General features: G+C 65.9%; 12 protein-coding genes. 1 reads left to right on the forward strand and 11 read right to left on the reverse strand.

Features of this window, described 5'->3' with window-relative positions:
• Window positions 1-28: 28 nt before the first annotated feature.
• The 4 genes from mdoH to pip form a co-directional block, all read right to left on the reverse strand.
• Window positions 29-2,626, reverse strand: coding sequence for a glucans biosynthesis glucosyltransferase MdoH (gene mdoH, locus C722_RS0113740; protein ID WP_017641044.1), 2,598 nt, complete (start codon window positions 2,624-2,626; stop codon window positions 29-31).
• The gene (locus tag C722_RS0113745) at window positions 2,619-4,139 is read right to left on the reverse strand and encodes a glucan biosynthesis protein G (RefSeq protein ID WP_186354039.1); all 1,521 of its coding nucleotides are present in this window, start codon (window positions 4,137-4,139) and stop codon (window positions 2,619-2,621) included. Before C722_RS0113745 ends, mdoH begins: the two co-directional genes overlap by 8 nt.
• A 213-nt stretch (window positions 4,140-4,352) precedes the next feature.
• Window positions 4,353-4,790: a D-aminoacyl-tRNA deacylase gene (dtd, locus tag C722_RS0113750; protein ID WP_017641046.1), complete on the reverse strand. Its 438-nt coding sequence runs from the start codon at window positions 4,788-4,790 to the stop codon at window positions 4,353-4,355.
• Entirely contained in the window at window positions 4,787-5,752 is a 966-nt protein-coding gene (pip, locus tag C722_RS0113755) for a prolyl aminopeptidase (protein WP_017641047.1), read from the reverse strand. The genes dtd and pip overlap by 4 nt, the downstream gene beginning before the upstream one ends.
• A gap of 132 nt (window positions 5,753-5,884) precedes the next feature.
• On the opposite strand from pip, the gene C722_RS0113760 reads away from it, so the two are divergent.
• Window positions 5,885-6,688: a hypothetical protein gene (locus C722_RS0113760; RefSeq protein WP_017641048.1), complete on the forward strand. Its 804-nt coding sequence runs from the start codon at window positions 5,885-5,887 to the stop codon at window positions 6,686-6,688.
• A 17-nt stretch (window positions 6,689-6,705) separates the two neighbouring features.
• Here the strand turns inward: C722_RS0113760 and C722_RS0113765 are convergent, their stop codons facing one another.
• From C722_RS0113765 to C722_RS0113795, 7 genes are all read right to left on the reverse strand, one after another.
• Window positions 6,706-7,200, reverse strand: coding sequence for a YbhB/YbcL family Raf kinase inhibitor-like protein (locus C722_RS0113765; protein WP_017641049.1), 495 nt, complete (start codon window positions 7,198-7,200; stop codon window positions 6,706-6,708).
• A gap of 16 nt (window positions 7,201-7,216) precedes the next feature.
• Window positions 7,217-7,780, reverse strand: coding sequence for a lipocalin family protein (locus C722_RS0113770; protein WP_007161595.1), 564 nt, complete (start codon window positions 7,778-7,780; stop codon window positions 7,217-7,219).
• Window positions 7,777-8,031, reverse strand: a complete 255-nt coding sequence (locus tag C722_RS0113775; protein ID WP_017641050.1) for a hypothetical protein — start codon at window positions 8,029-8,031, stop codon at window positions 7,777-7,779. The genes C722_RS0113770 and C722_RS0113775 overlap by 4 nt, the downstream gene beginning before the upstream one ends.
• 64 nt (window positions 8,032-8,095) lie before the next feature.
• Window positions 8,096-10,009 (reverse strand): arginine decarboxylase, encoded by a 1,914-nt coding sequence (speA, locus tag C722_RS0113780; protein ID WP_007161593.1) that lies wholly within the window; start codon window positions 10,007-10,009, stop codon window positions 8,096-8,098.
• A gap of 86 nt (window positions 10,010-10,095) precedes the next feature.
• On the reverse strand, window positions 10,096-10,440 hold the full coding sequence (locus tag C722_RS0113785) for a translation initiation factor Sui1 (protein ID WP_017641051.1): 345 nt from the start codon (window positions 10,438-10,440) through the stop codon (window positions 10,096-10,098).
• Window positions 10,441-10,583: 143 nt separating this feature from the next.
• The gene (locus C722_RS0113790) at window positions 10,584-11,135 is read right to left on the reverse strand and encodes an NUDIX hydrolase (protein WP_017641052.1); all 552 of its coding nucleotides are present in this window, start codon (window positions 11,133-11,135) and stop codon (window positions 10,584-10,586) included.
• A complete protein-coding gene (locus C722_RS0113795; protein WP_017641053.1) occupies window positions 11,135-12,151 on the reverse strand; it encodes a DUF2333 family protein in 1,017 nt (338 codons plus the stop codon). Before C722_RS0113795 ends, C722_RS0113790 begins: the two co-directional genes overlap by 1 nt.
• Window positions 12,152-12,290: the final 139 nt, after the last annotated feature.

A 12,290-nucleotide genomic window follows, 5' to 3' on the forward strand; every position in this document is an offset into this window, starting at 1 on the left:
GGGCTTTTTCAATGCGCGGAGCGCCGCCTCAGGAGGCGGGCCGCGGGTTCAGACTGGCCGGACTGGCTGCGGCATCCGCGGCCGAGTCGCTATGGGAGCGCGGCCGCAGGGTGGCGTAGGCTTCCCGCCAATTGCGGTGCTCTTCGGCCTTCCAGACCTGCAGGTGCAGCTGCGCCATGCCGTCCGGATCGCTGAGCAGACGCCACTGGTCGTCGCCCTTGGTCTTCTCGGGACCGGCGGCCAGGACCCGGGCTACCCGCTCTTCGCGCAGCCGGCGTGCCGGTTCCACCACCTTGCCGTGGCGACCGCGGGCCATGCCGATGGCTAGGGCATTGAGCACCGGATCGACAGTGGCGCGCAGGAAGCCCTTGGTCAGGGCGTTGCGGTTGTTCAGGTGCAGGTACTCGTCGGTCGCCACCAGCTCGCGCGGCGGTGCGTACTCTTCCGGGATCAGGAACAGGTGATGGCGGCGACTGCCCAGACCCAGGTTGGTCCGGCTGGAAATCACCGACACCGGTGCCGACAGGATCAGCGATACCACGATGGGCGACAGCCACCAGAGGAAACGCGGATCCAGCCAGGCTACGCCGGCGGTCCAGATCAGACCAAGCAGCATCTGCGAACCATGGCGGCGGAAGGCTTCGCTCCAGGGCGTGTCGTTGTCGTCCCGCTGGGGCGAATTCCACTGCACCGACCAGCCCAGGAAGGCGGCGGTCACGAACACCGTGTGGAACAGCATCCGCACCGGCGCCAGCAGCACCGAGAAGAGCATCTCCAGCATCATGGAAAGGAACAGCCGCAGGCCGCCACCGAATTCCTTGGCACCCTTGGCGATGATCAGCACCACGCTGAGCAGCTTGGGCAGGAACAGCAGGATCAGGGTGGTGGAGAACAGCGCGATCGCCTGCTCCGGATGCCACTGGGGCCAGACCGGGAACAGCTGGCGGGGCTGGAAGAAGTACTGGGGTTCCAGCAGCTTGTGGATCGCCAAGAGCGCCGTGGACAGCACCAGGAAGAGGAACCACAGCGGCGCCGACAGGTAGGACATCACCCCGGTGAGGAACACCGCGCGGTGTACCGGGTGCATGCCCTTGACCAGGAACAGCCGGAAATTCATCAGGTTGCCATGGCACCAGCGGCGGTCACGCTTGAGTTCGTCCAGCAGATTGGGCGGCAGTTCTTCGTAGCTGCCCGGCAGGTCGTAGGCGATCCACACGCCCCAGCCGGAACGCCGCATCAGCGCCGCTTCAACGAAGTCGTGAGAGAGGATGGCGCCGGCGAACGAACCCTTGCCCGGCAGCGGTGCCAGGGCGCAGTGGTCGATGAACGGCTTGACCCGGATGATGGCGTTGTGGCCCCAGTAGTGGGATTCACCCAGCTGCCAGAAGTGCAGGCCGGCGGTAAACAGCGGTCCGTACACCCGGGTGGCGAACTGCTGCAGGCGCGCGTACAGGGTGTCCATGCCGGACGCCTTGGGCGCGGTCTGGATGATGCCGGCACGCGGATTGGCTTCCATCAGCCGGACCAGACTGGCCAGGCATTCGCCGCTCATGACGCTGTCGGCGTCGAGCACCACCATGTACTTGTACTGGCTGCCCCAGCGACGGCAGAAGTCGTCGATGTTGCCGCTCTTGCGCTTCACCCGACGGCGACGACGGCGATAGAAGATGTGGCCGAAGCCACCGACCTCGCGGCACAGCTCCAGCCAGGCCTTTTCTTCGGCCACGCATTTGTCCGGATCGTTGCTGTCGCTGAGGATGAAGAAGTCGAAGTGCTCCAGCTCGCCGCTGGCGCGGACCGACTCGTAGGTGGCGCGCAGACCGGCGAAGACCCGCGGCACGTCTTCGTTGGCGATGGGCATCACCAGGGCGGTACGCGACTGGGGATCGATCGGCTCGGTGCCGGTGGAACTGGCCGAGATGCTGTACTTGTCGCGGCCGCTGAGCAGTTGCCAGAAGCCCATCAGGGCGGTCCAGAAACCGGCGGATACCCAGCAGAACAGCAGGGCGAAGAGCAGCAGGATGCTGGTCTGCACCACATAGGGCAGTACCTGGCGGATGGACTCGCCCCAGCCCTGACGGTAGACCTCGCCGAGATCAACCAGCGCCCAGCCCTGATAGGGCAGCACGGCCTTCATGTACCAGGTGGCGATGCCGGTCTGCACCAGCATCAGGATCAGCAGGATGAAGCGCCGGAAGGAACCGACCTTGCGCCAGTGCGCATGGGCATCGGCTTCGGGATCGGGTTGCCAGCGGCTGTGATCCTTGCGGCCGAGCAGCCGCTTCCAGCTCCGCGCCACAGGATTGGTGCGCCAGGGATCGGGCACCATCATGGAGCGGGTCATGGGCGGGGTGGCCTTGATGAAGACGCGACCCTGGGCATCGCTGCCCAGCAGCTCGCCATCCTCCAGGGTGTCGTCCCAACCAGCGGCCAGACGCGCTTCGGTGGAGGCGATCACCGCCTCGGCACCCTGGGCGCCTGCGCCGCGGGCACCGGCCAGTTGCCGGTGCAGCGACTCGACGTCCGCCGTCTGGTCCAGCACCTGCCGTTGCCCGGCGGGCAACGGCAGGTGTTCGAGGTAGTCGCCAGCAGCGGCGACCGAGGTATCGCGGGTGGTGTTATTCATTGGCAGGTAGCTGGTAAGTCCAGGTTTCGCTGAGCGGTTTGTCACCCTGGGCGAGGTTGGCGCGCATTTCCACCGGCTTGGTCTGATCCTTGACCTTGAGTCTCAAGGTCAGGCGATAGCCCTTGGTAACCGGGTTGTAGCGCACAGAGTTCTCGACCAGTTCACCGTTGGCATCCAGGCTGACCTGGGAGCCGACCTGCGAATCCTCGGGCAGGTCATCGAGGTTCGGACCTTCGAAGTCGATGATGTAGGCCAGGCTGCCATCGGTCTGGCGCACCAGGTTGGACTGGCGCACGTCACCGGTGGACAGACGGGTCTGGGAGACCCAGGCCAGGTCCTTGGTGTGCAGGTTGGGTTCGTCGGTGGTGAAGTGCAGACGATAGCTGACATCGATCGGCTGACCCTTCTCCGGCAGGGTGTCCGGCGTCCAGAAGGCCACGATGTTGTCGTTGGTCTCGTCCGGGGTGGGGATTTCCACCAGCTCGACGTGACCCTTGCCCCAGTCGCCCTTGGGCTCTACCCAGCCGCTGGGACGCTTGTCGTAGCGCTCGTCCAGGTCCTGGTACTTGTAGAACTCGTGGCCACGCTGCAGCAGACCGAAACCACGCGGATTCTCGATGGTGTAGGTGCTGACCGACAGGCGGCGCGGGTTGTTCAGCGGACGCCACAGCCACTCGCCGTTGCCGGCATGGATGGCCAGCCCGTTGGAGTCGTGCAGCGCCGGACGATAGTTGACCTGGGCGCTGGGCTGGTTGGGGCCGAACAGGTACATGCTGGTCAGCGGCGCGATGCCGAGCTTGTTGACGTTGTCGCGCAGGAACACCTTGGCTTCGACGTCGACGGTGCTGTCCTTGCCGGGAGTCAGCACGAAGCGATAGGCACCGGTGGCGCGCGGCGAATCGAGCAGCGCATAGATCACCAGATTGCGGCGATCCGACTGGGGCTGTTCGACCCAGAATTCGGTGAAGCGCGGGAATTCCTCGCCGGACGGCAGCGCGGTGTCTATGGCCAGGCCACGGGCGGACAGGCCATAGACCTGGTTCTTGCCGATCACGCGGAAATAGCTGGCGCCGAGCATGGTCATCAGCTCGTCATGCTTGTCCGCCTTGTTCAGCGGATAGAGCACCTTGAATCCGGCGAAGCCGAGATCCTTGAGCTGGGCCTGGTCGACCTGCAGGTTGCCGAAGTTGAACATCGAGGGATCGTATTTGATCTCTTCGACGTTGTTGGCGGTGACCTCGTTGATCTTCACCGGCACGCTGTAGTGCATGCCCTCGTGATAGAAGTTCAGGCGGAAGGGCGTCTTGGCATCCTTCCAGTAGGCCTTGTCCTGATTGAAGGTGATCTGCTGATAGTCGGCATACTTCATGCCGCTGAAGGATGCGGGCAGGTTGCTCTTGGGCGCGACGAATTTCTGGCCGGAGAGTTCTTTGGCCTTGGCGGCCACGTCGTCCAGGCTGAAGGCCAGGGCCTGGGCACTGAACAGACCCAGAGCGACGGAGAGCCCGATCAGGGCGAAGCCCTGCTTGCCCGGCTTAACTTTGGAATGAGATAACACGCAGCCTCCTAAATCAGCGTACGAATACGTTTGGCGACGGGTGGTCGCGAAACGGATAGGCAGAGGTCCGACTCCCGCAGGGGTCAATGATTCCCCAGTTGGACGACCGTTCAAACTCGAACTGCGCAATCATAGACACTTGGCAGGGCGCTGTAAGGGGCGCCCTCACTAAATCGACAATAAAAATGTCACTGGTCCGTCGTTGACCAGGGAAACCTGCATGTCGGCGCCGAAACGACCGGTCTGGACCTCGGGATGAAGGTCGCGGGCGAGGCCTATCAGATGGTTGAACAGCCGCTCGCCCTGGGCCGGTGGCGCGGCGCTGGAAAAGCTCGGCCGGCGGCCGCTGCGGGTATCGGCGGCCAGAGTGAACTGGGAGACCAGCAGCAAGCCGCCGCCGACGTCCTGCAGGGACAGATTCATACGCTGCTCGCCATCGGCGAACACCCGGTACTCCAGCAGCCGCTTGAGCATGCGACTGCAGGCGGCCTCGTCATCCGCCGGTTCGATACCCACCAGGACCAGCAGGCCCGCGCCTATGGCGCCGACCGTATCTCCCTCGACCTCGACGCTAGCGCGGCTGACCCTTTGCAGCAGCGCCTTCACTCGGCCTCCTGGGGCAGATCGAGCAGCTGGCGGGCGATCTGGTCGGTCGCCCGCACCAGGGCGTCGCAGATACCGGGCTCGCTGGCCGCATGACCGGCGTCGCGGATGATCTGCAATTCGCTGCCCGGCCAGGCGTGGTGCAGGGCCCAGGCATTATCCAGCGGGCAGACCATGTCGTAGCGGCCGTGCACGATCACCGCCGGGATATGGGCGATCCTGGGCATGTCGCGCAAGAGCTGGTTGGGCTCGAGGAAGGCGTCGTTGATGAAGTAGTGACACTCGATGCGGGCGATGGCCAGGGCGTGCTCGCTGAATTTCTCCAGCACGTCGGGATTGGGCCTCAGAGACACCGTACGCCCCTCCCAGCAGGACCAGGCGCGCGCGGCAGACATCTGTGCCAGTTCGTCCGGACCGGTCAGGCGGCGATAGTAGGCCTGGATGAGATTGCCGCGCTCTTCCTCGGCGATGGGGTGCAGATAGTCCTGCCAGAAATCGGGAAACAGCCGGCTCGCGCCCTCCTGGTAGAACCACTGCAGATCCACTGGGCGACAGAGAAAGATGCCGCGCAGGACCATGGCCTTGACCCGCTCGGGATGGCGCTGGGCATAGGCCAGCGCCAGGGTCGACCCCCAGGAGCCGCCAAACAGCACCCATTGCTCGATGCCCAGGTGTTCGCGCAGGCGCTCGATGTCCTCGACCAGGTGCCAGGTGGTGTTGTTTTCCAGGCTGGCATAGGGCGTGGAGCGACCGCAGCCGCGCTGATCGAAGGTGACGATGCGATAGAGATTGGGATCGAAGAAGCGCCGGCTCAGGCGATCGCATCCGGAGCCGGGTCCGCCATGGATGAACAGCACCGGCAGACCATCCGGCGAGCCGCTCTCATCGACATAGAGCACATGGGGCGCTTCGACGGCCAGCTCGTGGCGGGCATAAGGCTTGATTTCCGGATACAGATTCAGCATGTCGCGCTCCGCGGGGCAGGGTCGGCCCCTTCATCATAGACCTGCACCTTACCGGGTTTCCACGCTGCCCGGGCTTGCTTCGCGTCCAGTGACACCCGCACCATCGACGGCCAGTCGCCCGAGGAGATCGCCATGTCCCATGCCAAGCTGCAGTTGCTGCTGATCGATCCGCAAAACGATTTCTGCGACCTGCCGGGCGCGGCCCTGCCGGTGCCCGGTGCGGTGGCCGGACTGCAGCGCGTCGCGGCCCTGATCGAGCGCCTGGGTGCCCGCCTCAGCGGGGTGCAGGTGACCCTGGACTCCCATCAGCCGCTGCACATCGCCCACCCGCACGGCTGGCAGGATGCCCAGGGCCAGCCACCGGCGCCCTTTACCCAGATCGGTGCGGACGAGGTGGCCAACGGGCGCTGGCAGACCCGCGATCCGGCCGAACGCGCCCGGGCGCTGGCCTATGTGCAGGCACTGGAAGCCGGGGGTCGCTATCGCCTGGTGATCTGGCCGGAGCACTGCCTGGTGGGCGGCTGGGGCCATGGGGTGCAGCAGGATGTCCATCAGGCGCTCAATGCCTGGGGCCGGCAGCAGGGACGCCTGGTGGATTTCATCGCCAAGGGCGGCAATCCCCATACCGAACACTATTCGGCGCTGCGCGCCGAGGTCCCGGATCCGGCGGACCCGGGCACCGCGGTGGACGCGGGCCTGATCGCTCGCCTCCAGGCGGCCGATACCCTGTTGATCGCCGGCGAGGCGCTTTCGCACTGCGTGGCCAGTACCGTTCGCGATCTACTGGAATTCTGGCCGGTGGAGCGGCGCCAGGACCTGGTGCTGCTGACCGACTGCAGTCATTCGGTGCCGGGCTTCGAAGCCCAGGGCGACGCCTTCCTCGCCGAGATGCGCGCCGCCGGCATCCGCCTGGCGACCTCGACGGACGCGCTCTAGCCCGTCCGTCCGCGGCCCTACTTGATCTCGTAGAGACCGGTGTAGGTCGCCGAAGCCAGCTGGTTGAGATGGATCATGAAGCGACCGACTGCATTGGTCGCGTCCGCCGGCACCGGCAGCTGATCGACCTTGAGCGCATGCAGCTGGAAGATGTAGCGGTGCGGCTTATCACCCTTGGGCGGCGCCGCGCCGCCGAAGCCGCGGGTGCCATAGTCGTTGATCAGCTGCAGGGCGCCCGCCGGCAGGCCCGAGCCATCGGCGCGGCCGGCGTCTTCCGCCAGACCCTGGGTGCCGACCGGGATGTTGACCACCACCCAGTGCCAGAATCCGCTGCCGGTGGGAGCGTCCGGATCGTAGACGGTCAGCGCCAGGCTCTTGGTATCCGCCGGCAGATCGGACCACTGCAGCGCGGGCGAGATGTTGTCGCCGTGGGCACCGAAGTCGGCCACGTCGAATTCGTGGCGCTTGGGCATGAAGGCGTTGTCGGCAAAGGCATCGGTCCAGAGTTTCACGGAGAGCTCCTGTGGCCTAGGGCATGTGGGCGTCGGTCTCGCGCCAGACCAGACGATTGAGGTTGTAGCCCTTCTCGCGAGCGATGCGCAGCAGCTTTTCGCTCTGCGCCGCGGAAATGTCGGGCTTGCGCGCCAGCAACCAGAGGTACTTGCGATCCGGACTGCCGACCAGGGCGGTCTTGTAGTCGTCGTCGACATAGAGGATCCAGTAGGGTCCCTTGGCGACGTTGGGCAGGACACCGCTGAACCAGGTATCGAAGCGCACTTCCAGGCGATCAGTCACGCCCGGCTTGATCGGGGTGGCGGTGCCGGTGGCTTCCTCCACCTTGCCGTCCAGGGTACGGCAGCGGTTGAACACGGCGACCGAACCATCGGCCATGACGTGATAGTTGGCTTCGGACTGGGCGCACTTGCGCTGGAAGAACATCGGCAGTCGCGCCACCTCGTACCAGTGGCCCTGGTAGCGCTGCAGATCGACATTGCCCGCGGTGAGCGGCGGGACTTCGCGCGGGCCGCTGGCGCAGGCCGCGAGCAGTCCGGCGGCACCCGCCAGCAGTAGCAGTTTGGTAGAGGTTTTCATCGCAGACCCTGCCCGGCGAACATCGCCACCTTATCGTTGAGATACTGCACGCTGATGAAGGAGCCGCGGTCGCCCCAGGTACAGGTGGTGACGCCCAGGGCGCCCGCGCATTCCGTGGGCGCACCCAGGATCTGCTCCACCTCGGCCTTGGTCTGGCCGGCCTTGAGCCGGGAATAGTTTTCCTGATTGACCTTGCCGCAGCCGGCCAGCATCAGACTGCCCATCAGCAACAGCGCCAAGCGCCCTTTCATACCTCTGCTCCTCCATCCTGACGGCAAGGCTATAGAGCCCGCCCGGCCGCCAGGGTTCGCTTCGTCAGCCGGCGAGATAGGAGGAACGGGTCAGGCCCAGGCGCATGGCGTCGAGGAACTGGGTGCGCTCGCGCGCGGTGAGGCGCGCACTGGCGACCTTGTCGCGGTAGTAGGTCATCAGCTCCTCGGGCGAGAGGTGCACGTACCTGAGCATGTCCTCGATGGTGTCGTGGGTCTCGATGCCGCCGTGGCGCACGCTGCCGTCGGCGTCCTGGTAGACGTTGACCGAATCGGTGTCGCCGAACAGGTTGTGCATGTCGCCGAGGATCTCCTGGTAGGCGCCCACCAGGAACACCGCCAGCAGATAGTCCTCGCCCTCGCGCACCTCGTGCACCGGCAGGCTGGTCTCGATGCTCTGCTCGTCGACGTACTGCTTGATCTTGCCGTCGGAGTCGCAGGTCAGGTCCTGCAGCACGGCGCGGCGCACCGGCTCCTCGTCCAGGCGGGTCAGGGGCACGATGGGCAGGATCTGGTCGATGGCCCAGGTGTCGGGCAGGCTCTGGAACACCGAGAAGTTGCAGATGTACTTGTCGGCCAGCTTGTCGTTGAGTTCGTCGAGCACCTGGCGGTGGGAGCGCTGGCGGGCCTTGAGCTGGTTGTAGAGGCGACGGCAGATGGCGAAGTAGCACTGCTCGGCCAGGGCCTTGTCGCTCAGGCTCAGGGTGCCGGCGGCGTACTGGGCAGCGGCTTCGCTGACGTACTGGGTGGCGCGCCAGTAGGTCTCGGTGACCATCTCCGGATCGGTGTCGCCGAGCAGCTCGGCCAGCCACTGCACCACCTCGGCCTTGCCTTCGAAGCGCTCGCTGGCCGGCACGCTGTCGTTGTGGCGTTCGACGTCGGTGACCTGCATCACCAGCATGGCGTGGTGGGCGGTCATGGCGCGGCCGCTTTCCGAGAAGATGTTCGGATGCGGCAATTCCTGCTGGTCGCAGAATTCCTTGAGCATGCCGACCACGGTCCCGGCGTAGTCGTCCATGTCGTAGTTGATCGAGCTGGCGTTGCGCGAGTGGGTGCCGTCGTAGTCCACGCCCAGGCCGCCACCGACGTCGATGTGGTCCAGCGGCAGGCCCAGGGCGCGCAGTTCGGCGTAGTAGCGGATGGCCTCGCGGAAGCCCTGGCGGTAGTCGGCCAGGTTGGCGATCTGCGAGCCCATGTGGAAGTGCAGCAGGCGCACGCCCTGCTCCAGGCCGGCGGCGCGGAAACGCTCGATCACCGACAGCAGCTGGGCGGCGGAGAGACCGAACTTGGACTTCTCGCCACCGGTGTCGGCCCATTTGCTCGACGCCAGGGACGACAGCCGCACCCGCAGGCCGACCTGGGGCGTGACCTTGAGCTCGGCCGCCTCCTCGATCACCAGCGGGACCTCGGATTCCTTCTCGATGACGATGAAGACGCTGTGACCCAGCTTCTGGCCCATCAGCGCCAGGCGGATGAATTCGCGGTCCTTGTAGCCGTTGCAGACGATGGTGCCGCCCTTGGGCGCCAGCGCCAGCACCGCCATCAGCTCCGGCTTGGAGCCGGCTTCCAGGCCGATGGAGACGTCACGGGTGGCGATGATGTTTTCCACCACCGCTTCCTGCTGGTTGACCTTGATCGGATAGAGGGCGGTGTAGCGGCCCTGGTAGTCCAGGCGCTCGATGTTGCGATCGAAGGCACCGGTCAGGTGGCGCACCTGGCCCTGGAGGATGTCGGGGAAACGCACCAGCAGCGGCAGCGACAGCCCCGCTTCGCGCAGCTGACCGACCAGCACATGGAGGTCGATCGGCTGGCCGTCCGGACCGTGGGGGCGGACTTCGACGTTGCCGGCATCGCTGATGGCGAAGTAGCCGGCACCCCAGTGGCGAATACCATAGACGCTGCGGCTGTCCGCCACGGTCCACTGGCTGCCGTCATCTTTGCGCGTGCGTCGTGGGGACATTCGCGGGAATCTCCTATAGGGAATCTTGCTTTGGATGGACCGCCGCCAGGGGCGGTAAGTTGTACGCGGGGGCTGGAAGGCCTGGCCTAGCCTCCCGACCGCTTGGTCTTGAAGCCGCGCTTTTCGAGTTCGCCGAGCAGCAGGTCGACATGATCGCCCTGGATCTCGATGACGCCATCCTTGAGCGCCCCACCGGTCCCGCAGCGACGCTTGAGCGCGCTGGCCAGGTCCTTGAGCTCTTCCTCGCCCAGGGGGACGCCGCTGACCGTGGTCACCGTCTTGCCGCCGCGGCCCTTGGTCTCGCGCCGCACGCGGGCGATGCCGTCACCGGCCGGGGTCGGTGCCTGGGGTTCTTCCGGACGAATGCGGCCGACGTCGGTGGAATACACCAGCCGGCTGAGATCCGACAGCGAGGAGGTTTTCTTGCTCAAGGGACGGTTCTCCCAGTTCGATTCAGACGCCGGGCGCCTGGAGGAAACCTTGGATGCAGCGCCGGCCGGCACGGGCCGCGCTAGTCCGGGGCCGCGCAATGTAGCAGCATCGCCCGCGGATGCTAAGGCGCGAATGCGAGAAATTAAGGCAGGGATGCGACATCCGACCGACTGACGGCCAGGCGCAGGGCCTCCAGCGAATCCGGGCAATAGGGTCGCTGGCGAGCCTCATCGAGAATGGCGGCCGGCGCCAGGAAGCGTGCCTCCAGTACCTCTTCCGGCTGCAGCCGCAGCGGGCCGTTCCAGCGCGCGCTGAACACGCCGCCCCAGAGGCGATTGCCGGGCTCTTCGAAATAGAAGGTGCCATGCTCGCGCAAGGCCACGCCGCTGACGCCCAGCTCCTCGGCCAGCTCGCGGGCCGCCGATTGCGCATAGCTCTCGCCGGGCGCCACCATGCCGCCGGCAGCGACATCCCAGTAGCCGGGATAGAGCGCCTTGCTCAGGGTGCGCCGGTGTACGCAGAGTTCGCCGGCGTCATTGAACAGCAGAATGAAGGTGCAGCGGCCGATCAGGCCACGGGCACGCAGTTCTGCCCGCGGCAATTCGCCCTGGATGCAGTCCTGGTGATCGACCCAGACCACTAGCTCCCGGTCGGAGGCGGCGCGATGCGCCGCCTCGCGTGCGTCCGGCGTCATCAGCCCTGTTCCAGCAACTGGCGCAGGTCGATGATGGCGGCGTTGGCGCGGGAGATGTAGTTGGCGATCACCAGCGAATGGTTGGCCAGGATGCCGAAGCCGCTGCCGTTGAGGATCATCGGACTCCAGACCGGCTGCTGCGCCGCTTCCAGTTCGCGGATGATCTCGCGCACGTTAACCGTAGCGTTCTTCTTGGCCAGGGTGTCGGCGAAGTCCACCTCGATGGCGCGCAGGATGTGCGACAGCGCCCAGGCCTGACCGCGGGCCTCGTAGAAGACGTTGTCGATCTGCAGCCAGGGCGTCTCGACGCGCTGCTCATGCACCTCCGGCACCTGGCCGGCAGGGATGTCCTGGTTCGGCCGCACCTCGGCATCGAGGCGTACGCGACCGACGCTGGCGGAGAGTCGCTGGGACAGCGAGCCCAGCCGGGTCTCGACGTCGCCCAGCCAGTTGCGCAGGTTGTCCGAGCGCGAATAGAAGTAGGCGGCGGGCTGACCCTGGGCGTTCTGGCCACCCAGGCGCGCCAGGTAGCGATCCAGGGAGGCGATGCCGGCGCGGTACTCGGATTCCGACGAGGGCATGGCCCAGCTGTGGTTGTCGAAGTTGAAGCGCGGCTCGGCCTGGGCCAAATCGACGTCCTCGGTGGACTGCGACTGGGAACGGGCGAAGTCCTTGCGCAGGGCGCGCGCCAGGTCACGGGTCTGCACCAGCACGCCATATTCCCAGGACGGCATGTCGTCGAGCCAGAGGCCCGGCGGGAAGATGTCGTTGGAGAGATAGCCGCCCGGCTTGTCCAGCAGGGTGCCGGCCACCTGCTTGAGGGTCTCGACCGTGGTGTAGCCGAGCACCAGCTTGCGCCCGCTGGCCGCGGCCGCCTCCTGGGCATGCTGCTGCACCGGGAAGAAATCCGGCTCACGACTCCAGTACCAGCCTATCGCCAGGCTGACCAGCAGGTAGAGCGCGACGAGCGCTGCTACCAGCCGGAGCCATCCCGATCTCAAGTTCCACTCCCGCATGGGCAATTCCTTGCAATGATTTCAAAGGTGTCGGCGCTTGGACCCCTGCCCGCGGCGCCGGTTGCGCAGCCCTCGCAGGCCGCTCGGGCGCAATGCACCTGGGCAGCCGCCTCCGAGCCTAGGGTAACAGGCGACAAAC

This window comes from Pseudomonas sp. 313, assembly GCF_000316965.1.
Lineage (GTDB): Bacteria > Pseudomonadota > Gammaproteobacteria > Pseudomonadales > Pseudomonadaceae > Chryseomonas > Chryseomonas benzopyrenica.

Coding starts and splice junctions, on each gene's coding strand:
- mdoH (WP_017641044.1), bottom strand. CDS start 2,626: ATGAATAACACCACCCGCGATACCTCGGTCGCCGCTGCTGGCGACTAC.
- pip (WP_017641047.1), bottom strand. CDS start 5,752: ATGCTGAATCTGTATCCGGAAATCAAGCCTTATGCCCGCCACGAGCTG.
- C722_RS0113760 (WP_017641048.1), top strand. CDS start 5,885: ATGTCCCATGCCAAGCTGCAGTTGCTGCTGATCGATCCGCAAAACGAT.
- C722_RS0113770 (WP_007161595.1), bottom strand. CDS start 7,780: ATGAAAACCTCTACCAAACTGCTACTGCTGGCGGGTGCCGCCGGACTG.
- C722_RS0113775 (WP_017641050.1), bottom strand. CDS start 8,031: ATGAAAGGGCGCTTGGCGCTGTTGCTGATGGGCAGTCTGATGCTGGCC.
- speA (WP_007161593.1), bottom strand. CDS start 10,009: ATGTCCCCACGACGCACGCGCAAAGATGACGGCAGCCAGTGGACCGTG.
- C722_RS0113790 (WP_017641052.1), bottom strand. CDS start 11,135: ATGACGCCGGACGCACGCGAGGCGGCGCATCGCGCCGCCTCCGACCGG.
- C722_RS0113795 (WP_017641053.1), bottom strand. CDS start 12,151: ATGCGGGAGTGGAACTTGAGATCGGGATGGCTCCGGCTGGTAGCAGCG.